The 25,065-nt window shown below is 47.2% G+C and carries 26 protein-coding genes and 5 tRNA genes; 25 read left to right on the top strand and 6 right to left on the bottom strand.

What is annotated here, in order from left to right; translation table 11 throughout:
• The first annotated feature begins 115 nt into the window (after positions 1-115).
• The 12 genes from ADS79_RS30110 (at position 116) to ADS79_RS30060 (ending at position 7,231) form a co-directional block, all read left to right on the top strand.
• Positions 116-192 (top strand) — tRNA-Asp (locus ADS79_RS30110).
• A 28-nt stretch (positions 193-220) separates the two neighbouring features.
• Positions 221-296: transfer RNA gene (locus ADS79_RS30105), tRNA-Phe, on the top strand.
• A gap of 5 nt (positions 297-301) precedes the next feature.
• A tRNA-Lys gene (locus ADS79_RS30100) sits at positions 302-377 on the top strand.
• Between the two features lie 41 nt (positions 378-418).
• Positions 419-494 (top strand) — tRNA-Gly (locus ADS79_RS30095).
• 148 nt (positions 495-642) lie between these two features.
• On the top strand, positions 643-2,286 hold the full coding sequence (locus ADS79_RS30090; protein WP_049742120.1) for a tetratricopeptide repeat protein: 1,644 nt from the start codon (positions 643-645) through the stop codon (positions 2,284-2,286).
• Between the two features lie 64 nt (positions 2,287-2,350).
• Positions 2,351-3,310, top strand: coding sequence for a thioredoxin-disulfide reductase (gene trxB / locus ADS79_RS30085; protein ID WP_049742119.1), 960 nt, complete (start codon positions 2,351-2,353; stop codon positions 3,308-3,310).
• A 190-nt stretch (positions 3,311-3,500) separates the two neighbouring features.
• Positions 3,501-4,382 (top strand): RNase adapter RapZ, encoded by an 882-nt coding sequence (gene rapZ, locus ADS79_RS30080; protein WP_049742118.1) that lies wholly within the window; start codon positions 3,501-3,503, stop codon positions 4,380-4,382.
• Positions 4,383-4,466: 84 nt separating this feature from the next.
• Positions 4,467-5,477, top strand: coding sequence for a gluconeogenesis factor YvcK family protein (locus ADS79_RS30075; RefSeq protein WP_049742117.1), 1,011 nt, complete (start codon positions 4,467-4,469; stop codon positions 5,475-5,477).
• 6 nt (positions 5,478-5,483) lie between these two features.
• On the top strand, positions 5,484-6,431 hold the full coding sequence (gene whiA / locus ADS79_RS30070; protein WP_049742116.1) for a DNA-binding protein WhiA: 948 nt from the start codon (positions 5,484-5,486) through the stop codon (positions 6,429-6,431).
• 50 nt (positions 6,432-6,481) lie between these two features.
• A complete protein-coding gene (locus tag ADS79_RS30065; protein ID WP_049742115.1) occupies positions 6,482-6,739 on the top strand; it encodes an HPr family phosphocarrier protein in 258 nt (85 codons plus the stop codon).
• 123 nt (positions 6,740-6,862) lie between these two features.
• Positions 6,863-7,039, top strand: coding sequence for a hypothetical protein (locus ADS79_RS35775; RefSeq protein WP_162839557.1), 177 nt, complete (start codon positions 6,863-6,865; stop codon positions 7,037-7,039).
• 12 nt (positions 7,040-7,051) lie between these two features.
• On the top strand, positions 7,052-7,231 hold the full coding sequence (locus ADS79_RS30060; RefSeq protein WP_049742114.1) for an H-type small acid-soluble spore protein: 180 nt from the start codon (positions 7,052-7,054) through the stop codon (positions 7,229-7,231).
• Between the two features lie 56 nt (positions 7,232-7,287).
• On the opposite strand, the gene clpP is transcribed toward ADS79_RS30060, so the two are convergent.
• Positions 7,288-7,890, bottom strand: coding sequence for an ATP-dependent Clp endopeptidase proteolytic subunit ClpP (gene clpP / locus ADS79_RS30055; protein WP_049742113.1), 603 nt, complete (start codon positions 7,888-7,890; stop codon positions 7,288-7,290).
• A gap of 132 nt (positions 7,891-8,022) precedes the next feature.
• A complete protein-coding gene (locus ADS79_RS30050) occupies positions 8,023-8,235 on the bottom strand; it encodes a hypothetical protein (protein WP_049742112.1) in 213 nt (70 codons plus the stop codon).
• A gap of 229 nt (positions 8,236-8,464) precedes the next feature.
• Here ADS79_RS30050 and ADS79_RS30045 point away from each other — a divergent pair, with 229 nt between their 5' ends.
• Together ADS79_RS30045 and ADS79_RS30040 are read left to right on the top strand one after the other, a co-directional pair.
• Positions 8,465-8,929 carry a copper amine oxidase N-terminal domain-containing protein gene (locus ADS79_RS30045; protein WP_049742111.1) on the top strand — a complete coding sequence of 155 codons (465 nt, stop codon included), beginning with the start codon at positions 8,465-8,467 and terminating at the stop codon, positions 8,927-8,929.
• Positions 8,930-9,385: 456 nt separating this feature from the next.
• Positions 9,386-10,627 carry a branched-chain amino acid ABC transporter substrate-binding protein gene (locus tag ADS79_RS30040; protein ID WP_049742110.1) on the top strand — a complete coding sequence of 414 codons (1,242 nt, stop codon included), beginning with the start codon at positions 9,386-9,388 and terminating at the stop codon, positions 10,625-10,627.
• Positions 10,628-10,920: 293 nt separating this feature from the next.
• On the opposite strand, the gene ADS79_RS34730 is transcribed toward ADS79_RS30040, so the two are convergent.
• Both ADS79_RS34730 and ADS79_RS30035 read right to left on the bottom strand, forming a co-directional pair.
• Positions 10,921-11,058, bottom strand: coding sequence for a DUF4023 domain-containing protein (locus tag ADS79_RS34730; RefSeq protein WP_084766116.1), 138 nt, complete (start codon positions 11,056-11,058; stop codon positions 10,921-10,923).
• Positions 11,059-11,109: 51 nt separating this feature from the next.
• The gene (locus ADS79_RS30035; protein WP_049742109.1) at positions 11,110-12,966 is read right to left on the bottom strand and encodes a PAS domain-containing sensor histidine kinase; all 1,857 of its coding nucleotides are present in this window, start codon (positions 12,964-12,966) and stop codon (positions 11,110-11,112) included.
• 210 nt (positions 12,967-13,176) lie between these two features.
• On the opposite strand from ADS79_RS30035, the gene ADS79_RS35770 reads away from it, so the two are divergent.
• A complete protein-coding gene (locus ADS79_RS35770; protein ID WP_162839556.1) occupies positions 13,177-13,332 on the top strand; it encodes a hypothetical protein in 156 nt (51 codons plus the stop codon).
• Between the two features lie 77 nt (positions 13,333-13,409).
• Here the strand turns inward: ADS79_RS35770 and ADS79_RS30030 are convergent, their stop codons facing one another.
• The gene (locus tag ADS79_RS30030; protein WP_049742108.1) at positions 13,410-13,982 is read right to left on the bottom strand and encodes a TetR/AcrR family transcriptional regulator; all 573 of its coding nucleotides are present in this window, start codon (positions 13,980-13,982) and stop codon (positions 13,410-13,412) included.
• Positions 13,983-14,215: 233 nt separating this feature from the next.
• Here ADS79_RS30030 and ADS79_RS30025 point away from each other — a divergent pair, with 233 nt between their 5' ends.
• Positions 14,216-15,187, top strand: a complete 972-nt coding sequence (locus tag ADS79_RS30025) for an ABC transporter substrate-binding protein (protein ID WP_084766143.1) — start codon at positions 14,216-14,218, stop codon at positions 15,185-15,187.
• Positions 15,188-15,239: 52 nt separating this feature from the next.
• Here ADS79_RS30025 and ADS79_RS30020 read toward each other — a convergent pair.
• Positions 15,240-15,314, bottom strand: a tRNA-Arg gene (locus ADS79_RS30020).
• A 224-nt stretch (positions 15,315-15,538) separates the two neighbouring features.
• Between ADS79_RS30020 and ADS79_RS30015 the strand changes: the two genes are divergently transcribed.
• The 9 genes from ADS79_RS30015 (at position 15,539) to tpiA (ending at position 25,060) form a co-directional block, all read left to right on the top strand.
• Positions 15,539-16,549: a FecCD family ABC transporter permease gene (locus ADS79_RS30015; RefSeq protein ID WP_141261163.1), complete on the top strand. Its 1,011-nt coding sequence runs from the start codon at positions 15,539-15,541 to the stop codon at positions 16,547-16,549.
• A complete protein-coding gene (locus tag ADS79_RS30010) occupies positions 16,542-17,582 on the top strand; it encodes a FecCD family ABC transporter permease (RefSeq protein ID WP_049742107.1) in 1,041 nt (346 codons plus the stop codon). Before ADS79_RS30015 ends, ADS79_RS30010 begins: the two co-directional genes overlap by 8 nt.
• Positions 17,583-17,744: 162 nt before the next feature.
• A complete protein-coding gene (rpoN, locus tag ADS79_RS30005; RefSeq protein ID WP_049742106.1) occupies positions 17,745-19,118 on the top strand; it encodes an RNA polymerase factor sigma-54 in 1,374 nt (457 codons plus the stop codon).
• Positions 19,119-19,130: 12 nt separating this feature from the next.
• Positions 19,131-19,400 carry a glutaredoxin family protein gene (locus ADS79_RS30000; RefSeq protein ID WP_049742188.1) on the top strand — a complete coding sequence of 90 codons (270 nt, stop codon included), beginning with the start codon at positions 19,131-19,133 and terminating at the stop codon, positions 19,398-19,400.
• A 172-nt stretch (positions 19,401-19,572) separates the two neighbouring features.
• Positions 19,573-20,598 (top strand): sugar-binding transcriptional regulator, encoded by a 1,026-nt coding sequence (locus ADS79_RS29995; protein ID WP_049742105.1) that lies wholly within the window; start codon positions 19,573-19,575, stop codon positions 20,596-20,598.
• Between the two features lie 18 nt (positions 20,599-20,616).
• Entirely contained in the window at positions 20,617-21,981 is a 1,365-nt protein-coding gene (locus tag ADS79_RS29990; RefSeq protein WP_049742104.1) for a Na+/H+ antiporter NhaC family protein, read from the top strand.
• Between the two features lie 19 nt (positions 21,982-22,000).
• A complete protein-coding gene (gene gap / locus ADS79_RS29985; protein WP_049742103.1) occupies positions 22,001-23,005 on the top strand; it encodes a type I glyceraldehyde-3-phosphate dehydrogenase in 1,005 nt (334 codons plus the stop codon).
• Positions 23,006-23,105: 100 nt separating this feature from the next.
• Entirely contained in the window at positions 23,106-24,290 is a 1,185-nt protein-coding gene (locus ADS79_RS29980; RefSeq protein ID WP_049742102.1) for a phosphoglycerate kinase, read from the top strand.
• Between the two features lie 11 nt (positions 24,291-24,301).
• On the top strand, positions 24,302-25,060 hold the full coding sequence (gene tpiA / locus ADS79_RS29975; RefSeq protein WP_049742101.1) for a triose-phosphate isomerase: 759 nt from the start codon (positions 24,302-24,304) through the stop codon (positions 25,058-25,060).
• The last annotated feature ends 5 nt before the right edge of the window (positions 25,061-25,065 follow it).

The raw sequence follows: 25,065 nt of genomic DNA, 5'->3' as shown, positions 1-25,065 counted from the left end.
CTAATCGGTCGAGGACTTATCCACACTCTTAGCAATCATGCAGATTCAGTTTTGAAGGAACGAATGCCAAGCGCATTTGTCGCTTCCTTTTTCACNTTGTCGCTTCCTTTTTCACGGAGCTGTGGTGAAGTTGGAGTTCACGCCGGTCTGTCACACCGGAGGTCGCGGGTTCGAGTCCCGTCAGCTCCGCCATTTAATTGGTGGGGAAAAGTACGTCTTTGGCTCGGTAGCTCAGTCGGTAGAGCAGAGGACTGAAAATCCTCGTGTCGGCGGTTCGATTCCGTCCCGAGCCACCATGTACGAGCCATTAGCTCAGTTGGTAGAGCATCTGACTTTTAATCAGAGGGTCGAAGGTTCGAGTCCTTCATGGCTCACCAGTTTTTACAAGCAAGTTAAACGTAAAAATATGATAAGATATGCGGACGTAGCTCAATTGGTAGAGCGTCGCCTTGCCAAGGCGAAGGTCGAGGGTTCGAGACCCTTCGTCCGCTCCATTTTTAGTTCGCAAACACCACTTGCTATGTGCCAGTGGTGTTTTCCTGCTTTTTCGCAAAGTACATTTAAAAGGCGAGTCAGCTTGTAGGGTAGCAGCACTTCTGGTACGATACTTGGGAGTGCTGCTCCTACGATGTTGGAGGTTTTATGAAACATAACAAAAGTATTTTGAAAAAAACGACTGTCGTTGACTTTAAGCAAGATGCCGCATTTTTTATAGATCGTGGAATGCGTTATTTAAATCGATATGATTATGAAAAAGCATTGCGATCATTTCGCAGAGCAGTGGAGCTTGCCCCGACTAGCGCTGAATGTCATTGTCATTTAGCGAGCGCTCTTGCGGAAACTGGACAATTTGAAGCCTCAAACGATGTTCTCTATGAGGTTATCGAAAAATGGGATACAACCATGACGGAAGTCTACTTCTATATGGCAAATAATTATGCGAATCTGGAAGACTTTCAAATGGCAGAGGAGCTGGCGATTCGTTATTTACAGGAGGACAGCACTGGTCCGTACCGTGAAGAAGCGGAAGAGCTGCTTGACTACATTTATTTTGAGCTGGACATGCCACCGCGGCATTTCCTCCCTAGCGACAAGGAAGATGTCTACAGCAAGCATGAACGCGCGAGACGGAGCCTGGAAGAAGGTAGATTTCTAGAAGCGCTAGACATCTTGAAGGAAATTGTGGAGGCTGACCCGGATTTTCTGCCAGCTTGGAACAACCTGTCCCTCGCCTACTATTATGTAGGAGATTTTCAAAAAGCCATGGACACCATTGAGAAGACACTGGACATGGAAAACGGAAATCTGCACGCATTGTGCAATTTGGCCGTCCTGCTGTCGCATCACAATGAAGCAGGAGAGCTGCTTACCCTGATGGACATGTTAAAAAAGGTGGTTCCGTTTCATCCGGAAAATACCTACAAGCTAGCGACAACGATGGGCGTGCTCGGACAGCACGACGAGGCATACTTCCATTACCAGCGTATGCTGCGCTCTGGACAGCCACAGGAGGCTTGTACGTACCATTATGCAGCCATCTCTGCCTATTTGAGTGGGCGCAAGGATCAGGCTCTCCGCTGGTGGCAAAAAGCCAAGCAAATGGATCCTGAAGCAGGGATAGCCGATCAGTACATTCAAATGGTAAGAAACGAACAAGAAGGGGAGACTATAAAACCGATCCCCTATCAATACAATCCACCGCAAAACGATGTGTCCTGGGATCAAGCTTCATTCACTGGTGTCGAAGATTTTAAAAGCGATCCCATGATCCGGGCGTCACTGCTCTGGGCATTGCAGCACGGACGCGATGAAGTGAAATTTGCGGTTTTGCAAACGTTGTCCCTCATTGGTGACGACGAGGCGGAAACAGCCGTCCGCCAATTTTATTACCAGACAGATAATCAGCAGCTGCAAAAGCTGGCACTGCTGGCGCTTGCGGATATGGGAGCAGCCATGCCTGCAGAAGCTCCTGATCACAAGGATTACCCAATCGCGGAAGTGCATCTGGAGGATAATGTAGAAGAAGCAATTCGTCATTTCCTGATGGAGGATGGACAAAAGGAAGCGGGAGAATGGTGTCTCCGCTTTTGGAGCCAGTACCATGAACAGGCTCAAAATCAGGTGCAAGTGCGGAAAGCAGTAGCGTGGGTCGCTGCATTAGAATATGTATACGGAACTGTAAAGCAAGAAAAGAAATCGCAAGCATATCTGGCAAAAAAATACGGAGTCTCTGTCACAACTGTGGCAAAGTGCGTCAAAGTATTGTCGACACTTGATTTTAAATAGATTATTACATTATAATTAGTTTAAACAAGAAAGAGAAACCGTGTTAGACGAGGAGGCAATAGATATGAGCGATCAAAAAATCTATGATGTAATTATCGCCGGTGCGGGTCCTGCGGGAATGACGGCTGCTGTATATACATCTCGAGCAAACATGAGTACGCTGATGCTTGAGAGAGGGATCCCTGGTGGTCAAATGGCCAATACAGAAGAGATCGAGAACTACCCAGGCTTCAGTTCTATTCTTGGACCCGACTTGTCTACAAAAATGTTTGAGCACGCACAGCAATTTGGTGCAGAATACGCATACGGCGAAATCAAAGAAATCCGTGACGAGGAGCCGTACAAACGCGTTGTTGCAGGTGACAAGGAATACCTGGCTAAGTCTGTAATCGTAGCGACAGGGGCAGAACATCGTCTGCTTGGCGCTCCAGGAGAAAAAGAATTGTCCGGCCGCGGCGTTTCTTATTGCGCAGTGTGTGACGGAGCCTTTTTCCGCAATAAAGAGCTGGTTGTTGTTGGCGGCGGTGACTCTGCAGTAGAAGAAGCCGTATTCTTGACTCGTTTCGCTTCCAAAGTAACAATTGTTCACCGTCGTGATCAATTCCGCGCCCAAAAAATCTTGCAAAAGCGCGCTTTTGAAAACGAAAAAATCGAAGTGATCTGGGATTCCGCTGTAAAAGAAATTCGTGGAGAAGGCAAAGTTCAATCTGTTTTGCTGGAAAACACAAAAACAGGTGAGCAAAGCGAGCTTGCAACTGACGGTGTCTTCATTTACGTAGGGATGGACCCATTGACTGAGAGCGTACGCCCACTGGGAATTACGAATGATGCAGGGTATGTTTTGACAGATGAAAAAATGTACACCAAAGTAAAAGGCGTATTTGCAGCAGGTGACGTTCGTGAGAAAATGCTGCGTCAGGTTGTAACAGCTACAGGAGACGGTTCGATTGCGGCTCAATCCGCGCAGCACTTCGTAGAAGCACTGGATGAAAAGCTAAAAGAACAAAATGTCACAATCTCTTAATTTGCTTGTAACATGGTTGAAACATTTCAGGGGTAAGATAAAGACAATGAATTGACCCCCTTATCTATATAAACATTGTTGCGTGACTGGGATCTCAGTCGCGCATCTTTTTTTGCCCAAAAGAGCTGGAGGGTGCGAATATGGCAGCCAATATGGTATGCTATTGACAGAATCGTAGGAGGCGAGTTGCGTGACGGAATTGGGAAACGACAAGGCCATTAATCTCCTGATTATTACCGGAATGTCAGGTGCGGGTAAAACAGTTGCTGTACAAAGCTTGGAGGACTTAGGTTATTTTTGTGTGGATAACTTGCCGCCAGTGCTCATACCTAAATTTGCAGAGCTGGTACAACAATCTGGTGGGAGTATTGAACGAGTCGCATTGGTAATAGATTTGCGGGGGCGAGAGTTTTTTGAAAGTCTATCCGTAACAATCGAAAGCCTGAACCAGATGAATGGACTTTCCTTTCACATCTTGTATCTGGATGCGAGTGATCAAACCCTGGTTTCCCGATACAAAGAAACGCGTCGTCGCCATCCGCTCTCACCAAATGGTTCACCGCTTGAAGGGATTCATGCAGAGCGCCGCCTGTTGCAGGAAATGAAGGGTTGGGCGCACCAAATTATCGATACAAGTCAAATGAAGCCAATACAGCTCCGTGAAAAAATCATCAGCCAATACGGACAACATGGATCTCCACTTACGATTAATGTATTGTCCTTTGGTTTCAAGTACGGGGCGCCGATTGATGCTGATCTGATGTTTGATGTCCGCTTCTTACCAAACCCGCACTATATAGAGGAGCTGCGCCCAAGAACAGGGTGTGACCCGGAAGTGGCGGAATACGTGATGGAACATACAGAGACCAAAGAGTTCATAGAAAAGCTGACTGACTTTTTGGCGTATACCTTGCCTCATTATCAACGTGAGGGAAAAAGCCAGCTTGTGATTGGAATTGGCTGTACAGGGGGAAAACACCGTTCAGTTGCAATCGCAGAACACCTGGGACAAACGTTTGGAAAAGATTTTTCGGTACGTGTCAGTCATAGAGACATGGAAAAGACCAAGTAAGCATAGGATGGCAGGAAGAAAACGTACGTACTCACATCAGATCGGGCCACCTATTATGTGTATGAGGGGATAATGAGGTGACATATGCCGACTAAGGGAATGGGGAGGCTGCAGCCAAGGCAATTACGTATTGTCGTAATTGGGGGAGGAACAGGTCTGTCTGTCCTGCTCCGTGGACTCAAGCATGAGCCGGTGCACATAACCGCCATTGTGACTGTCGCGGATGACGGGGGAAGCTCCGGCCGTTTGCGTGAAGAGATGGATATGCTCCCGCCAGGCGACATACGAAATGTGTTGACTGCTTTGGCCGATACGGAGCCGATGATGGAAAAAGTGATGCAGTATCGTTTTTCCACGGGCACGGGATTAGCCGGGCATAATTTGGGAAATCTACTACTTGCAGCAATGAATGAAATTACAGGAGATTTTGTCACCGCAGTCAAAACGTTGAGTGGGGTGTTAGCTGTCCGGGGGGATGTACTGCCCGCATCGACACAATCCATTCGTTTGAAAGCGGAAATGACAGACGGATCTTTCGTTTTCGGAGAATCCCAAATACCGCTCACAGGTAAGGAAATCAAGCGTGTATTCCTCGATCCTGAGGATGCCGTACCACTGAGCGAAGCATTGCTGGCGATTGCAGATGCAGACGCCATACTGATTGGACCGGGCAGCTTGTATACGAGTATCCTGCCTAATCTGTTAGTGCGTGGCTTGTTTGCTGCAATCAAACGCTCAGCAGCACCAAAGATCTACATTTGCAATGTCATGACACAGCCAGGAGAAACGGATGGCTTTACTGCTTCCCGGCATGTGAATGTCATGTATGAACATGTGAATGAACCATTCTTGGATACGATCATTGTCAATTCAGCAGAGCTGCCGAATCACGTACTTGAGAAGTACGCAGAGAAGGGCGCGGCTCCTGTCCCGTGTGACCTGAAAAAGCTGCGCCAATTAGGACTACATGTTGTCGCGAAGCCGCTGGTCACATTTGAGGATGGTTACCTGAGGCACGATGCGCATGCTGTAAGCAAGCAGGTGGTTTCACTTGTCAAGCGCAGGCGGAAGGTGCTGAAGTTGGAGAAGGAGTGAAAGTCGATGTCATTCGCCGCGCATACCAAAAAAGAATTGACCATGCAGGAGGGCGGGGATTGCTGTAGCATGGCGGAGCTGTCATCTTTGATCCGCATGAATGGCAGTCTGCAGTTTGGAGCCGGACGACTGGTGTTGGATGTAACAACGGAGAACGCGGCGATTGCCAGACGCATTTACACATTGATCAAAAGAATGTTCCAAATCCACGCAGAACTGCTTGTTCGTAAAAAAATGCGTCTGAAGAAAAACAATGTATACATTGTGCGAATTCCACATAAGGCAAATGAAATTTTGCAAGAGCTGGGCATCATGGATAACAGCTTGTCCTTTATTCCAGGAATCGCACCTGAAATCGTGAAAAAGTCTTGCTGCAGAGCTGCTTATTTACGTGGTGCCTTTTTGGCGGGGGGCTCGGTCAATCACCCGGAGGCTTCCAGCTATCATCTGGAAATATTCACTTCCTATCAAGATTTTTGCGAAGCATTGACCAAGATCGCTAATCGGTATAAACTAAATGCCAAGTGCATCGAGCGGAAAAAAGGGTATGTTCTCTATATTAAAGAAGGCGAGAAAATTACAGAGTTTTTGAGCCTGATTGGGGCGCACCAGGCACTCCTGTATTTTGAGGATGTACGAATCGTCAAGGATATGCGTAACTCCGTAAACCGTTTACACAATTGTGAGATCGCTAACATTAATAAAACGGTAAACGCTGCCACGCGGCAAATGGAAAATATCCAGCTGATCGACAACGAGGTAGGACTTGAGAATTTACCGAAGCGTCTGCGTGAAGTAGCCGAATTACGACTAGCTCATCCCGATATCAATTTGAAAGAATTGGGAGAAATGGTGCCGAGTGGGGTAGTTAGCAAATCTGGGATTAACCACCGCTTGCGAAAAATAAACGAAATCGCTGACAAATTACGAGAAAAACAAAATATTTCGATCTAGATGCATGATATACTAATGGATAATAGTCTATGGCGTAGGGAGGTCCATTCATGGTTCAACAGCAAGTTGTGGTGGCATTAAAAACCGGTTTGCAAGCGCGTCCGGCAGCATTTTTTGTACAAGAGGCCAACCGTTTTGCATCGGAAGTATTCGTAGAAAAAGAAAACAAAAAGGTAAATGCGAAGAGTATCATGGGGATCATGAGCCTCGCAATCAGTTCGGGAACGGAAATTACCATTGCAGCAGAAGGGCCGGATGCCTCCCAGGCAGTTACGAGCCTCGTAAATTTGGTAAGCAAAGAAGAATAGGGAATAAGGATTCGCAGGACACTTTCTCTTACCGAAAGTGTCTTTTTTTGGTTATACACATTTTTTTCCTGTCGTCAGGGCATTGCTAATGATTGTAGTGCATACGAAAAGGAGGGGAATGAAGTGAGCAATCGTGATACCAGACATGAAGGTCGTGATGCTTATGATATGGACATCGACCGCATGATCAATGAAGGCTTGGGCGGAGGCATTGTCTCTGACCAGAATGGACTGATTGAAGAAACAAGCGTGGATACGATGTCGGGAGCCACTGCTGCCAAGCAAGCTCTGGACGACTAGGAGGGACAGCAAGTGGATGTGGCTAGAGTACAAGAGATTGTCCGTTCAAAAGAAAAGATTCAGGTGACGTACCAAGGGAAGTCTGTATGGATTGATGATGTCGACGAAAACACAGCGACTGCGCGTGTTCATACAGAAAGAAATCCCGCTCAGAGTGAATTTGTCGCCATCAGTCAGTTGGAAGAAGCGTAAAAAGAAACACCCGGCTAAGTATCAGTCGGGTGTTTCCTCCTATTCAAGCATCCTGGTTACTTTTTCGAAGAAGGCTCGGAAGTAATGACTTTGTCAATCAGTCCGTACTCTACGGCGTCAGCTGCGGAGAGGAAGTTGTCGCGGTCTGTATCCTTTTGAATGCGCTCCAATGGCTGCCCAGTGCGTTCTGACAGGATCGTATTCAAGTGATCACGCATCTTCAAAATACGTTTTGCTGCGATTTCAATATCGCTTGCTTGGCCTTGAGCACCGCCGAGTGGCTGGTGGATCATGACTTCGCTGTTAGGCAGTGCGAAACGCTTGCCTTTTGCTCCAGCAGCGAGCAAGAAAGCACCCATGGAAGCAGCCATTCCGATACAAATCGTGGAGACGTCTGGCTTAATGAAATGCATTGTATCGTAAATCGCCATACCGGCAGTAATCGAACCACCTGGGCTATTAATGTACAGATGAATGTCTTTCTCCGGATCTTCCGCCTGAAGGAACAACAACTGTGCCACAACAATATTGGCTACGGTGTCGTTGATTGGGGTTCCCAGAAAGATGATGCGGTCCTTGAGCAGACGGGAATAAATATCGTACGCACGTTCACCACGGTTCGTCTGTTCAATGACGGTTGGAATCAAGTTCATGTGCATCTAGTCTTCCTCCTCTCTTTGTAAGATTAATCATACACAAAAGGTCAATGAAGGTCAAACACTTAAGTGCACGTCCTCCCTACCATGTTTGCCAAATTGCCACTCTATAAACCTATTTCCCAAAGAAATGATTTATTCTTCATCCCAGTCGCTCAATTCAACGGCTAAACGCAAGGATGCCTTCATCTTTTTGCCGTGAATGATCGTATATTCCTCGATTTCCTTCGCTTGCAGCTGGTTGATGGCTTCGGCGAGGGCTTGTTCATCCTTGTACGGCTGGATGGTCAAAAGGCATTCCTCGTCACTTGCTTCCTGATAAATCAAGTAAAAGGCTGGTTCCGCCATGTATATACCTTCCCTCGTAGAGTTATCCACAGTTTTATCCACAGCTTGTGCACAAAAACATTTGTTCGCAGGATATTTTTATCGCCAGCGAATCTTTTTTACATAGTTTGGCATGATTGGCTCATCTCTTACATAGGAAAAGAATGGGATAAGGAAAGCAGGATATAGGGAATTCCTGTCGAAAATGACAAAATTGGAATTCATTACATTTTATTGAGGGGTGTTAGTTATGCTTCGCAAGGTTTCTGCAATGGTGCTGACGACAGCACTATTAACAGGGAGTGTAGCAGCTACTGCTGCTTTTGCTCAAACAGCACCAGTGCAACAACAAAAGCAAGTCAAGGTACAACTGAATGGCAAGGAGTTTCAATTCCCACAAGAGATCGTGGTAGATGAGGGCGTAGCCTACGTCAATGCGAGCACCTTGGCCATCGCTTTAGGTGGATCTGCTGCGTGGGATTCCATGACGAAATCGTTGCTCGTTTCCAAAGGTACGGACTACAGAATGCGTATGTATGAAAATACGACGTTCGCCTATAAAAACGGCAAAGAGGTCCAAGTGCCAAATGCTCCACGCCCCATTACCGGTGCCGTTCTCGTTCCACTCGTGTTTATCGCTCAAGAGCTGGGAGCAAAAGTGAGCTACGATGAAAAAACTCTCACCTACAGCCTTACCATTCCAATCAATTCATAAAAGTTTGGGAGGCTTCATCCATTGTGGCTGTTTCTGATTATTTCGTATAATAGGGAGCAGCAGCGATGGAGAGGGGAAACCAAAAGATGCAAGGAAGTACATTTGCCAATGTAGTCATGCTGGTTGGCTTTGTAGTGGTAGCGATATACGTTATATGCAAAGTGTATTCCCAAAAATACAGAAAATAGAGAAAAATTTCCAAAAGCAGTTACCCGATTCGATAAGGTAGCTGCTTTTTCACCCATTCCGCATCCGGATTCAGCAAGAATAGTTTTCCCTTAAAACATGGTTGATCTCTTCTGGAACAAGCAGCGCTAGAGTTTTTCTAATCATTCATATGGCATAAAATAATATTAATATTGAATACCGTTATTTCTATTGCAAATTTTCAAAAATATTTTACAATAAGATAGTAAATCATAGTTTGCTCGTAAATAAAGAGGGGGTTATATCACTATGAAAAAACAGAAAACACTGTCTATTCTGGCTGCTACGGTAGCACTGGGAACCGTGCTTGCAGGTTGTGGCGGAGGCCAGAGCTCTGCTCCACAGCAAAATAACGGCGGCGGAAGTGCAGCCCCAGCTCCTCAACAAAACAGCGGTGGAGCCGGCGGAGCAACTGAAAAGCTGGTAATTGCGGTAGTAGGACCGATGTCTGGTCAATACTCCGATTATGGTAGTACGGCAAAAGCGGGTGCAGAGTACGCCCTGAAAGAAAAACAGGAAGCATTCAAGCAGCTCGGCTTCGATATACAGCTCTTGGCCCAGGATGACCAGGCTGACCCGAAACAAGGGGTTGCTGTCGCACAAATGTTGATCTCCAACGCTGATGTAGTAGGGGTTGTTGGCCACGCTACGACTGGAGCCTCCATTACGGCAGCAGCGCAATACGATCAGGAAAAGCTCGTGATGGTCTCGCCTTCCGCAACGGGTTCTGATCTGACAGAGCAAGGTAAAAAAATTGTTCACCGTATTTGTGCGCGTGACGACCAACAAGGCTCCAAGGCCGCTGTTTACGCGAAAAACCAATTAGGCATCAAAACAGCATTCATCATGCATGACAAGGCTGCATATGGCCAAGGCTTGGCGGATGAGGTGAAAAAGCAATTTGAAAAAGACGGCGTACAAATTCTCGGCTATGAAGGGGTAACAGCTGGGGAAAAAGATTATAGCGCGATCATTAACCAAATTCTCGCTACGAAGCCGGAGATGATTTATTTCGGTGGATACTATTCCGACGCGGGGATCATTGTAAAGCAAGCGCGTGAAAAAGGCTTCAAGGGCGTATTCATGGGTGGAGACGGTTATGACTCCGCTGACCTCGTGAAAATTGCAGGTGCTGACAATGCCAATAACGTCGTATTTACTTCCACTGTTGGTGATGTAGGCGCTACAGAAGAAGGCAAGAAGTGGATCACTGACTTTGAATCGTCCACGGGCAATAAAGTAGGGATATTCACATCCTTCGGTTATGACTCCATGGGCGTTATGCTGAACGGTCTGGAAGAAGCCATCAAAGCAAACGGCGGCAAAAAGCCATCCCGCGAGCAAGTTCTGGACGCTGTTCATAAAACAAAAGATTTCAAGGGTAAATTCGTGAATGTAACGTTCAACGACAAAGGTGATAACGAGTTCGCATCCGTGTATGTGTACAAGTATGAAAATGGTCAAAAAGTATACATCGGGGAAGCGAAGTAATCAGGTTTCCTGATGGCCGTTTGGGACATACTACGTTTGGCGTGAAGACCAGCAAACAAAGGAAGGGATTCGCATGTCAAACAATCAAAATACAAAAAACGGCGGAAACAAGGGTCACAGTAGCAAGACACAAGGGAGCCAAAAGCAAAAATCAGAGCGCGACCGCAATTTGAACAAGCAAGATCCACAATAACGACGTAAAGCCCTGGGGAATGATTCTCCAGGGCATTCCTTTTAAGCAGCCAGTAAAAAAGCCCACCAGAGAGAGAGGCTCGCGGATGGGCTTACATGCATTAGCGAATGCCGTGCTTGGTAGGCAAGTTTTTCTCAGGATGTCCTAAGCCTTGATGCTGCTTGTTTTTGAGGTCCTTGGCTTGGGCTTCGTGGATCTTGGCGACGAACTCGCTCGTACTCATTTTCGTAAAATCCATCTGATACCTCCATTAGCATTTTGTCATCTCGCCCTTTTAGGATGGCCCATTTTACCGCCTGACAATCGGCAAGGTAATTTCAATGACAGTGCCTTCTTCTTTATGGCTGGAAATATGAAGGCTTCCATGGTGGTCTTTAATGATTTTGGAGCTGATCATGAGTCCTAACCCTGTTCCATTCTCCTTGGTTGTAAAGAATGGCTCGCCTAGCCTTGGCATAATGTCTTCGGAGATACCACAGCCGTTGTCGGCTAGTCGGACGATCACCTGATTGGAGGCCAGCAAGCGTGTGGAAACGTGAATCTCACCCTGCCCAGCAATTGCTTCGATGGAGTTTTTGATGATGTTCAGAAAAACCTGCTTGAGCTGAATCTCTTCCCCGGCGATTATCGGTGCCTCGGGGAAAGAGGTATGAAAATGTATATTTTTCAAATTTGCCTCGGAAGCCAAGAGTGCGAGGACATTTTCCAGCAAGCCTACCAAAGAAAGATGCCTGATTTGCACGTTCTGTGGCTTAGCCAGTACGAGAAGCTCGCTTACGATAAAATTGATGCGCTCCAGCTCGGATAGCATGATATCGGCATACATCTTTTTATCATTCAAAGTCGGGTATAGCAGCTGGACAAAGCCTTTTAAAGCAGTGAGCGGGTTGCGGATTTCATGGGCGATACCGGCAGCAAGCTCACCAATCATGGACAGCTTTTCCGTTTTGCGCAGCAAATCCTCGTTATTGCGTCTTTCCGTAATATCGCGAGAAACAATAATAAATCCATCACATTCGCCAGTTGGGGAGAAAATCGGGACACCTTTTGATTCAAGAACAATCATGCTTCCATCGACACAGTGGTAGCGGAACTCACATGTCTGAGGCTCTTTGGTAGCGAGAAGCTTTTTGAAATGCTCAACAACAAGAGGACGATCATCAGTATGAACATCGATAAGAGTAACGATGCCAGATTGCTTTCGATTCCCGTGAATCCGCTCATGGGAAGGAGAGAGATACACGACATCCCCATTGATATCGGTAATCATGATGAAGTCATCGGTATGCTCCGCGATGATACGGTGCTTTTCTTCACTTTTCAATAAGGCTGCTTCCGAATGCTTCCGTTCCATGACATTTCGTGAGACGAGCATAATATTCTGTACGGTACCGGAGTCGTTCACAAAAGGAATGCCACGGATTTCAAATGAAATCCACCTGCCGTCCTTGTCCTGGACTCTTGCTTCAAACTGAAGGGGCTGCTTGGTATCAAGAATTTCTTGTTGTTTGGCGAGAAGTAGGGGCTGGTCTTCTGGGTGCAAAATATCCAATCCTGTCAGCGAAGTGTACTCTTCAGGCAAATAGCCGAGTTGCTGCTCAATAGAAGGGGAGACATATATCAGCTTTAAGGTTTCATCGTAAATGGAAACGATGTCTTGGGTATGGTCAATCAAAAGCCGATATTTGGCTTCTGTTGCTTTGAGTGCTTCTTCTGTTTTCTTGCGGTCCGTAATATCGCGGGTGATGCAGGATGCTCCTATAATCGTACCTTCTTCGTTCACGATCGGCGTTGCTGATAATGTCACATCGATCAGAGTACCGTCTTTTCGCTTACGAATGGTTTCATAATTGGTGATGTGAACCCCCATACTCCTGACTGCCTCGAAAAGCTGCCTGGTCTCGATGATGAGATCATCGGGAATAAAGCAGGAGGGTGATTGGTGCACCTCTTCCATAGACCAGCCATAATAATTTTCGAATGCCTGATTGACGAGAATGATATCGCCATCCATATCACTAATGGAGATGGTATCTGTCGTGTAATGGAAAAAAGCTTTCAGGATTTGATCTGTGATGATGCGATTCATGCTTTTCTTTTTTGAACGCTTCTTTTTCCATGAGTAAGGGGTTTTGGGTTTGGCCATCGTGTGTCCCCTGCCTTGATAGTTTTGTGTAAACAAAGTAGTGTGACGCAATTCGTACTTATTCGCCAAAAGAAGGCAAATTCCTATCAGTTAGCCTAAAAAAGTAAATTATTGGGTATTGTTCGGAAGAATGGAAGTGGAAACAAGGTTTAAAATGATTGGGAGAATACGCTATAATGGGGAGAGTAAAGGAAGACGGAGGTACAAATCATGACAACAGGCTTTATTATCGCGGTGGTTATCATGTTCGTCTTAATTATCGGGATTACGATTGTAGTGACGAACAAAGCATATGGCCGAAAACCAGATGTTATTGATCCGATAAAGCCACTACCTGATCCAAACAAAAAAGAAACCGATCAATAAGCTTTGAAACGATAGCGCGATAACCGCCTGCGAAGAAGAAATGGCTTCGCAGGCTTTGTACTTTTCGAGTGAAAAGCTCATCCACGAAGAAATTCTCTCATGGAGCTTGTCAATTCGTAAGAAATCGTGCCCATTTCTTCTGGTGATTCTTGAAAAAAACGGATTGTCCATTCGATCAGTAGAACGTGCAGAGTGGACGCCAATGATCTCAGAGCATAATAGCGAAGTCTTGCCTGCTCTGCTCTCTCTTCCTCGTCAGATCCCCCATGGTAAAGCTTTTGAATGTAGTGCTCTACGCTTCTAAAAATGATTTGTCTGATTTTACGATCGCCATTCCATATATTTTCAAGCAAAGACGGGGGAGCTTGTTCCTTCCACATGTGAAAAAGCGAAATCAGCATCTCTTTGCCTAAAGCACTTTGCTCAGGAGATACATACCAGTACGTTTCATACTGATTACATAAATACTCAAACAAAACATCGTCTTTATCTTGGTAGTTGCGATAAAAGGTTTGGCGGGCGAGTCCGGCTTTTCGTGTAATTTCGGTGATAGAAATTAGCGAGTACGCTTTCTTTTCCATGAGCTGGATCAAGGCAAGAATGATCCATTCCCGTGACTGTAGCGAACGAGGGGCTAGAGTATGTTGCAAACGTGACACATCCTCGCATTTGTCTATTTTGGGCGTAGTTTTCCTGAATTCATTTGAAAAACAAAGAAATCTATATTAGTGTTACAATTGTAACATTTGATCTGCCAGATGCGCATCGGGAGAATAAGTGTAAGGAGAGGCAGATGTATAGACGAGTGTCTTTTCATCCCTCATTCATTGATAATGATATTCGTTATCGATAAAAAGTTCCGAAAAGGGGAGAAAATCGTTTGTTGAAAAAAGGAAAAATGTCTTTGTCTTTGCTTTTGTTGATGGTGGTATCACTTCTGGTGTCAGCATGCGGCAATGATGGAGCTGCCTCAAAGCCAGAGGCGAATCAACCGCAAGCAGAGCAGACAATGACGGTTACCCACGCAATGGGAGAGACGATCATAAAAGGTACGCCGCAAAGAATCGTTGTGTTGACCAATCAAGGAACAGAGAGCTTGCTAGCTCTGGGAATAAAGCCAGTAGGTGCAGTGAAGTCATGGATTGGCGAGCCGTGGTTTGATCATATCAAGGATCAAATGAGTGGTGTCGAGGTCGTCGGTGATGAAGTGCAGCCAAACATCGAGCTGATTGCCAGTCTGAAGCCCGATTTAATTCTTGGCACCAAAGTACGTCAAGAGAAGATTTATGCGCAGCTCTCATCCATCGCACCGACCGTTTTCACGGAAAATCTGGGTGACAGCATGATTGAGAACTTCGAATTGTATGCACGCGCAGTGAACAAGGAGGAAGAGGGAGCCAAGGTTATCGCCGATTTTAACAAGCTGATTGAGGATACAAAAGCGAAATTGGGCGATAAGACAAAAATGGAGATTTCCCTGGCACGCATTCAGCCAAATAAGGTTCGTGTATACTACAAGCAAAATTTCGCAGGTGTGATTTTGGACAAGCTCGGATTTGCTCGCCCGAAAGCACAGGATCAGGAAAAATTCTCTGAGGACATCGCGAAAGAACAAATGAACGTGTTGGATGGAGATGTATTTTTCTACTTCGCTTCAGATCGTGATGGTGATACCGGAGCAACGAAGACAGCCACGGAATGGTTGAGTGACCCGCTTGCTAAAAATCTGAAGGTGACGCAAAAAGGACATACCTATCAAGTAGATGAAGCCATTTGGAACACGGCGGGCGGTATTGAAGCGGCTAAATTGATGGTGAAGGATATCGAGAAGCGATTCGCGGACATTTCTTTGTAAACAGGGCAACAAAAAAGAACTGGCATCAACCAGTTCTCACGTGTCTGTTATATGGTACGCCTGAAGGGAATCGAACCCCCGCACATGGTTCCGGAGACCATTGCTCTATCCACTGAGCTACAGGCGTATGATGGGATACCAATTTATTATATGACAGGACAGAAGCATATGCAAATGAAAAAAGTGTAGAGTTTATAAGTTTTTTATGTTGTATGTGAAATCCTTCTCTAAAAAAGGAGGCGGTTGCAAGCTGCTGACCGTCTCCTTTTACCTGTGTCTGGGTCATGGGCAAGACGAACTAGACGATGTCTGCGAGAAGACCAATGCGATCACGGAAAGTAGGGAATTGGCGTGGAAGCTTTCTTGCTCAGCCGGAATCAAAAACTGGTGGTGCTGGTCGTTGGAGTCTGTATACTCGGACTCGCCATGATTGCGAGTGTTTTGTACGGCCTTCAAAATTTCAATCTAAAGACTGCTATTGAGGCGTATGTCAGCTTTAATGGCAGCACTGAGCATCTCATCATTCAAAATACACGCGTACCTCGGGCTATCACAGCTGCCATCGTGGGTGCAAGCCTAGCCGTTGCCGGGGTGCTTCTTCAAGCGCTTACACGCAATCCACTAGCTTCTCCCTCTGTTTTCGGGATCAATGCAGGGGCAGCGCTGTTTATTATTCTTGCTCTTTTTTTCTTTGGAGCGAATTTTACGTTTGCTGACCTGATGTGGGTGGGCTTTGTTGGTGCTGGCGTTACCGCGATGCTGGTATACGCTTTGGGCTCTGCTGGTCGAGGCGGGATGTCTCCGATAAAAGTAACACTGTCAGGGGCAGCAGTTGCGGCTTTTGCTTCATCTTTAACATCTCTTTTGATGCTGGTAGACAATAAGACTCTGGAGGAAGCTCTTTATTGGCTGATCGGCTCAGTATCGGGCAGGGATTTAAAGTATGCTGTCATGATCGTTCCATATTTGCTGTGTGGATGGATTTGCGCAGGCTTTATGGCAGGAACGCTCAATTTGATGGCATTGGGTGAAGATGTCGCCAAAAGCCTGGGCCAGAGAATTGTCTGGGTAAAGGCAGCGATAGTGGCAGTAGTGGTGCTTCTTGCTGGTGGTTCAGTCGCTTTGGCAGGACCGATCAGTTTTGTTGGCATCATTATTCCTCATATCGTCAGGTATTTTGTGGGCTTCGATCACCGCTGGATTATTCCTTACAGCATTGTGTTTGGGGCAATCTTTTTAGTAGTTGCTGATTTGATTTCACGCTTTTTGCTGATGCCCAAGGAAGTACCCGTAGGGGTGGCTACGGCTGTGATCGGGGTGCCGTTCGTCATTGCGATTGTGAGGAGGAAGACGAATGGATAGATATACCGTAATTCGCAGTCAAAAACCACGCTTTTCGTTTCGGGTAGATAAACGTTCTGTAACGGTGATCTGTATTTTGGCGCTCCTTTTGATAGTGGCGATTGTCGTGAGCATCGGTATGGGAAGCATTCGGATTCCCGTGTCGCAAGTATTAAAATCACTCGTTGGTTTAGGAGAAGGCTCGGATCAGCTAGTCATCCTGCAACTGCGCTTGCCGCGAATTGTTGTCGCTGTTTTGGTCGGAGCTTCCTTGGCTGTATCAGGTTCGATCCTTCAGGCACTTGTTCGCAATCCGCTGGCTTCGCCTGACTTGATAGGTACAACAAGCGGGGCAACGGCTGCGGCGGTCGCTTTTATTGCTTTTTCAAATGGGACATACAGTATTCACTGGCTTCCGCTTGTAGCATTGGTAGGTGGTTTCTTTGCTGCTTCCTTAACCTATGTCACGGCTTGGAAGCATGGGCTGTCACCATTTCGTTTTGCACTGATCGGTGTATCCATCTCGACGGCTATGGGAGCGTTAACGATCTATTTCATGATTTCAGGGCCGATGTATCTCGCATCGCAGGCTTTGGGCTGGATGTCCGGGACCGTTTACGGGAGCTCCTGGAATCATGTGCTTAGTTTACTTCCGTGGACCCTCATCTTTTTGGTGATGACCATGGTTCAAGCGAGGACCTTGAATGCTCAGGAGCTTGGAGATGATGTGGCAAAAGGAGTAGGGGTCCCGGTAGAAAGAAAGCGGCTCATGCTGATCGCGATCAGCGTAGCATTGGCAGCAGCGGCCGTAGGTATTGCAGGTGGAATCGGTTTTGTCGGGTTGATGGCCCCTCATATGGCCCGCAAGCTGGTCGGTTCCAGTTATGGCAGCTTGTTACCTGCGTCAGCGATCCTGGGGGCATTTTTTGTCCTGCTGGCTGATTTGGCAGCGCGCACGCTATTTGTTCCTTTGGATATTCCGGCAGGGGTTTTTACTGCAGCAGTGGGAGCTCCATTCTTTATGTTGCTCTTGTACAGAAGTCGTAGCGCTTAGGGGTTCACCTATCGAAGTGATCTTGCATGAGACGAGATCACTTTTTTTGTACCTGATTCAATAATTGGCAGGAAAATTGCAAGCAAGAACGAATATAATGAGAATATAGAAAGTAGAGCGAATTCAACCAGAGGTATTTAGGGAGAAGAGGGGGCGAGCTTCATGAACATGGGACTGGGATTATATCAAGAACAGACGCTGAAGTTAGTGATGACGCCAGAGTTACGTCAAGCAATTACCATATTGCAGTACTCTGCAGTAGACCTGATCTCTTACTTGCAGGAGCAGGCAAATGAAAATCCTGTTTTTGATCTGGAAGCTGCGGGAGAGGTAGCATCGACCAAAACAGAAAAGCCGGCACCAGAAATTGATTGGAAAGAAATCGTCGGAAATCGTGCTTCAGGTGAATATTCTGTGGCAAAAAATGAAAGCACTTACAATCCACTGGATTATGTGCAGCAAGGTTCTGATTCCTTGTATGAACACCTGGAGCGCCAGCTAGGGTACGTCAAAGGCTTTACACCCTTGCAAAAGCAAATCGCCCTCTTTCTGATCGGGAATCTGGATGAAAAGGGATATCTGGAAATTACGCTGGAGGAAGCGAGTACAACGCTGGGAGCTGAATTTCTTGAGATTGAGGATGTGCTCTCCGTTTTGCAGCATTTTGATCCAGTAGGTGTGGCTGCGCGCAGTCTGGAGGAATGTCTGCTTTTGCAATTGGAGCATCTTGCCCTCGATGATGAAAAGATTACCCAGGTCGTTCGATACCATTTGCAGGACCTCGCTGACAAACGCTACCAGCGGATTGCCGATAAGGTCGGTTGCACGCCACAGGATGTGCAAACGATGGCTGATTTGGTTCGCACGCTTAATCCACGTCCCGGCGCAGCGTTTTCCCAGTCTGAGACTCGATATGTCATCCCTGATGTGACGGTTGAAAAAGTGGGAACTGAATATGTAGTTCTCGTTAATGATGTTGCAACTCCTCGACTGAAAATTAACCATTTTTACGAAAAAATGTTGAACCAGCAAAAAAGCCAGGAAGAGGCAAAGCAGTTTATCCACGAAAAGCTGAATGCGGCGATGTGGCTAGCCAAAAGCCTGGAGCAACGCCGCATGACCCTGATGCGCGTAACACAGGCAATCGTAGAGATGCAGCAAGATTTCTTTGACCGCGGAGTACATTATTTGAAGCCGATGACGCAAAAGGAAATCGCTGAGCAGGTCAGCTTGCATGAATCAACGATTAGCCGTGCTACGAGCAACAAGTATGTGCAGACGCCACGGGGAATTTTTGAGCTGAAATACTTCTTCACTTCGGCGCTCTCTACATCAAGCGGGGCTGCAACTTCTTCGGAGAGCGTCAAGCGACGGATCAAGGCGCTCATTGAGCAGGAGGATCGGAAAAGTCCCTTGTCCGATCAAAAGCTCGGAGAAATGCTGCTTGAGGAAGGGATCGAAATTTCCCGCCGCACGGTTGCCAAATACCGGGAAGAAATGCTGATTCCTTCCTCTGCAAAAAGAAAGAGGTATTAATCGTTCATGAGTATGGCCAAGAACGGACTCGAGATCGTATTGTACGGACGAAAAAAATGTCACCTGTGTGATCAGGTTGAATTTGCGATACAAGCACTGGCTGAAGAAATCCCTCTCCGCCTGCAGGTGGTGGATATAGAGAGCGACCAGCAATTACATGAGGAAATGATGCTGGTCATCCCGGTAGTAGCGATTGATGGTGAGGTTGTGTTTCGCTCGATTACCCATGTCGTAACGATGGCAGAGCTGAGAGAAGAATTTTTGAAGCGCATGGCTGAGTAGAGAGATCCCCCGGGCAAGTTTAGGCTCGGGGGATCTTGCAAGTTTTCCACAGTTATGCTACATTCGAGGTGTAAGGTTTGTTCCTTTTTTTTGCATCAATTGGGACAAAAAATGTATGTATAGGGACAAAAAAAGTCCCAATAAAAACAGATACAACTAAGGAAGTTGTCACATGCGACATTTACTGGAGCTTCAACAAAAGCTTGTGCCAGACCTGATTCCGCTTTTGCGGGATCGATACATGCTGCTGCGCTCCATATATCATCTGCAACCAATCGGGCGTAGAGCTCTTGCTCAGACGATGAACACGACCGAGCGTATCCTGCGAGCAGAGGTAGATTTGCTCAAGGATACAGGGCTGCTTCACGTGAATGCCGCGGGCATGACTCTCAGTGAAGACGGGCAGCAAGTATTGGACGAAATGGAATCGTTGGTTGGCGAGCTATTCGGGTTGACGGACCTGGCTGAACAGCTGCAGCGAAGACTGGGGATTCCAGAAGTCATTGTCGTTCAAGGCGATGCGGATGAATCACCATGGGTCAAGGAAGAGCTGGGACGCGTAGGTGCGAGGGTACTGAAGCAGGTTGTACAGGAGGGAGATATCGTCGCTGTCACAGGAGGTTCCTCCATCGCCAGCATTGCGAGTCACCTGACGCCGTCAGCAACCTTTAAAACGGTCCAGTTTGTCCCTGCCAGAGGTGGACTCGGCGAGCGTGTGGAGCTGCAAGCCAATACACTGGCATCCACGATGGCGGCGCGCACAGGCGCAACGTACAGACTGCTTCATGTACCTGATCGCTTGCACCCGGAAGCCTTGCAGACATTACTGAAAGAGCCGCAGGTGCAGGATGTTCTCTCGCTCCTCGGCCAATCGCGAATCGTTCTGCATGGAATTGGCGACGCCATTACGATGGCTAAAAGAAGGAATTACTCAGACGAAGAGCTCAGCGAACTAGTAAACAGTGGGGCTGTTTCGGAAGCATTTGGGTATTACTTTAATGAAGCAGGCGAAACCGTACAGCGAATGCCTACGATCGGTTTACAGCTGGAAGAGGTACACAAAGCTGAGGCCGTGCTCTCTATTGCCGGGGGCAAAAGTAAGGCAAAAGCGATTCTTTCCTTTGCTAAGCAATCGTGTCAAAATGTACTCATTACAGACGAAGGGGCCGCAAAGTCCCTGCTGTCAACACGATTGTAACGGAAGGAAGCTGGTTTTATGTCTATGGCAGCGGTGCTACCCATCCTGTCGCTCATCACCGGGATTGTCCTGAGCCTGGTGATAGGCTTTCCACTCTATTTGGGAATTGTTTTTGCAATCCTGGTCACAATGGTTAGTGTGAAAAGAGTAGGCTTTGCCTGGAAAGAACAATTCGCATTTGGTTGGGAAGGCGTCAAGCAGGCAAAGCCTGTGCTGCTCATCCTGTTTTTTGTAGGACTTCTGATTCCGCTGTTAATGATGGCAGGAACGATTCCGGCAATTATCTACTATGGCTTGTCGATTGTGAATGTCAGTTACTTGCTGGTCCTTTCCTTTCTTCTGACGGCAGTGGTCAGCTATTTGCTCGGCACGTCCATCGGAACCTTGAGTACGATCGGACTTTCGTTGATGGGAATTGCTCATGCTGCAGGAATATCACCTGCAATGGTGGCAGGAGCACTTATCTCTGGTGCGATGGTAGGAGAACGTTTTTCCCCCATCTCCAGTTCTCGATTGCTCGTGTTATCTAATGTAGGAATGACCGAGGCACAGGACATTCAGATGAGACGTCCAGCCATGATAACGGTTGGGATTTGCGCGGTTCTGTTTCTGTTGTTTGACCTGATGCGCGGATCAGCGGGATCAAGCGATACCATTCCGATGTATCAGGACCTTTTGAGCCATTATTTTTCCATTAGCTGGTGGGTCATGCTTCCGCTGATTACGTTGCTTATATCCTTCGCCCTACGAGTAAAAGCGGTTACTGCTTTGCTGTACGGCATCATCGTCAGTGCGATTCTGGTTATCATGAATGGCCAGCAGGATATTCTGACGTTTGCCAAATCGATGCTGTATGGCTACGCGCTTCAATCAGGAACGCCGTTGGATGAGCTTTTACATGGAGGTGGGTTTGCTTCTATGTTCAACGTTCTCTTGTTGATCATCCTGGCTGGATTTTTAAATGGAATTTTGAACAAAGCTAATCTATTGACGCCTATTGTTGACAAAATGATGGGGGATACAAAAAGTCCTACTATCCTAGTCATAAAGCTGGCTATCCTGTCGCTTCTGGTTGTGATCATCAGCTGCAACCAAACGATCCCCATTCTAGTACTTGGCTCTACGCTACTCGGACGTTTTGCGAAAAGAGAAGGCGGACGTGAGCTATTGGGCAAGACTATGATGGACACGACTTTGGTAATGCCGGTGCTCATACCGTGGAACGGCTTGGCTATGATGATGGCAGTCACTCTGGGTGTATCCACAATCGATTCGCTGCCGTTCTTGTTCTTTTCATTACTATTGCCGATTGTCACGATTCTCTCTACCCGATGGAAGGCTCCTGAAGGTAGGGTGATCGCTACTAATAAAAATGCAAGCTAACGAGCAGGAGGGTTTTTCTATGGTAAAAGTAGGGATTAACGGTTTTGGTCGCATTGGTCGTAACGTTTTTCGCGCAGCACTCTCCAATCCAAATGTAGAAATCGTAGCCGTGAATGATTTAACCGACGCACATACACTGGCTCACCTTTTAAAATACGATACTGTTCACGGCGTTCTCGATCTGCCTGTAGAAGCAGGTGAAAATACGCTGATCGTTGGCGGTAAAGAAATCCGCGTTCTCGCTGAGCGTGATCCTGCGCAGCTCAAATGGGCAGAGTACGGTGTAGAAATCGTCGTAGAATCTACTGGACGTTTCACCAAGCGTGAAGATGCTGCGAAGCACCTGGAAGGCGGAGCGAAAAAAGTCATCATCTCTGCACCAGCTACAAACGAGGATATTACGATTGTACTTGGCGTGAACGAAGACAAATATGATCCAGCTCAGCATACCGTCATTTCCAATGCATCCTGCACAACGAACTGCCTGGCTCCATACGCCAAGGTCTTGAATGAAAAATTCGGTATCGTTCGCGGCTTGATGACGACTGTTCACTCTTACACAAACGATCAGCAAATCCTGGATTTGCCGCATAAAGACTTGCGCCGTGCCCGTGCAGCAGCGGAAAATATTATCCCGACCTCTACTGGTGCAGCTAAAGCGGTAGCGCTGGTACTACCTGAGCTGAAAGGCAAGCTGAACGGATTCGCGATGCGCGTCCCTACCCCGAACGTATCGGTGGTTGATTTGGTTGTTGAATTAAAAACAGATGCGACTGTGGAAGAAATCAACAACGCATTGAAAGAAGCAGCAGAAGGTCCGCTCAAAGGAATTCTCGGCTATTCGGAAGAGCCGTTGGTATCCTCCGACTATAACGGTAACCCAGCATCCTCGACGATTGATGCTTTGTCTACGATGGTACTCGAAGGCAACATGGCGAAGGTCGTTTCCTGGTACGATAATGAGTGGGGTTATTCAAATCGAGTGGTAGACTTGTGTCATTATGTTGCACAGCGCGGCTTGTAACACGTAAAATAGAACTGTTGTGGATAAAAAGGGAGAGCAATCTCCCTTTTCCCATATGTTTTTTTCGGAATACTAAGCCTAATGACTTGGAGGATCGTTCATGAACAAGAAATCTATCCGCGATGTTGAGCTGGCAGGCAAACGTGTTTTCTGCCGTGTCGACTTTAACGTACCGATGCAGGACGGGGTAATCACCGATGATACGCGCATTCGTGCTGCTGTTCCGACCATCCGTTTTCTGATGGATGCAGGAGCTAAGGTTATCCTGGCGAGCCACTTTGGCCGTCCAAAAGGACAAGTGGTGGAAGAGATGCGGCTGACACCTGTCGCTAGTCATCTATCGACGCTATTGGATAAACAAGTGCGCAAGCTAGATGATTCCATGGGGGCAGAAGTGGAAGCGGTAGTGGAACGGATGGAAAATGGTGACGTAATCCTGTTGGAAAACGTGCGCTTCCATGCCGGAGAAGAAAAGAACGATCCAGAATTGGCAAAAAGCTTTGCGTCCTTGGCTGATCTGTTTGTAAACGATGCTTTCGGTGCTGCTCATCGCGCGCATGCGTCTACAGCGGGGATTGCCCAGTACATACCTGCTGTTGCAGGACTTTTGATGGAAAAGGAAATTCGCTTCATGGGTGGAGCGCTCACAAGTCCAGAGCGTCCGTTTACGGCGATTGTCGGCGGAGCAAAGGTAAAAGATAAAATTGCAGTCATTGAAAATTTGTTGACCAAGGTCGATCATTTGATCATTGGCGGCGGAATGGCGAATACGTTCCTCAAGGCACAAGGCTTCGGTATTGGTGCCTCTTTGTGTGAGGATGACAAGCTCGACCTCGCACGCAGCTTGATGGAGCAAGCCAAAGAGCGCGGTGTTCAATTGCTGATGCCAGTCGACGTTGTCGTAGCAGACCGATTTGTGGCTGACGCAGAAAACAAAACGGTTGCCATCGATGCGATTCCGGATGGTTGGATGGCACTTGATATTGGACCAAAATCGGTGGAAGAATTCCAGCGTGTCATCGTAGCATCCAAAACGGTTGTCTGGAACGGACCGATGGGTGTTTTTGAAATGGACGCTTTTGCCCAAGGAACGATTGGTGTAGCCAAGGCAATGGCAGAATGTGCTGGTACGACCATCATTGGTGGCGGCGACTCTGTAGCGGCAGTTGAAAAAGCTGGCGTAGCGGAGCAAATGACGCATATCTCCACGGGTGGCGGAGCTTCACTCGAGTTTATGGAAGGCAAAGAGCTGCCAGGTGTGGCAGTGCTATCAGATAGCGAATAGGGGGAGATATCGTGAGAACACCAATTATCGCGGGAAATTGGAAGATGTTCAAGACGATTGTGGAGGCAAAGGAATTTGCGCAAAATGCCAAGGCAGGCAATACATCTACTGGAGTACAAAAAGTGATTTGTGCACCGTTTACTGCCCTGCCTGCACTTAGTGCTGAGCTGGCTGGCACGGATATCGCGCTCGGAGCACAAAACATGCACTTCGAGGAGCAAGGTGCGTTTACTGGTGAAATCAGTCCGTCCATGCTGAAAGAAATCGGTGTTTCGTATGTCATTATCGGACACTCCGAGCGCCGTCAGTATTTCAATGAAACAGATGAAACCGTCAATAAAAAAGTCGTAGCTGCGCTGAAAGCTGACTTGGTTCCGATTGTTTGTGTAGGGGAGAGCCTGGAGCAAAGAGAAGCAGGGGAGACGTCTGATATCGTTCGCACTCAGACAGAGGCTGCTTTTTCCGGACTTACGCCTGCACAGGTGGCTGGTTCCATCATCGCCTACGAACCGATTTGGGCGATTGGCACAGGCAGATCCTCTACAGCCGAGGATGCAAACGAGACGATTGCCATTATTCGCAGCGTGATTGCTGAGAAATTCGGTCAGGAAACAGCACAGCAGGTACGTATTCAGTACGGCGGCAGTGTGAAGCCGGAAAATATCGCAAGTTATATGGCTCAGCCAGATATCGATGGAGCTTTGGTTGGTGGAGCCAGCCTTGTCGCGGATAGTTATCTGCAGCTTGTAAACGGAGCATCGCAGCGATAGGAGGA

Source organism: Brevibacillus reuszeri (assembly GCF_001187725.1).
Taxonomy (GTDB): domain Bacteria; phylum Bacillota; class Bacilli; order Brevibacillales; family Brevibacillaceae; genus Brevibacillus; species Brevibacillus reuszeri.
The sequence above is the reverse complement of the archived record's forward strand: the minus strand, read 5'-3'. Positions and strand labels throughout refer to the sequence as shown.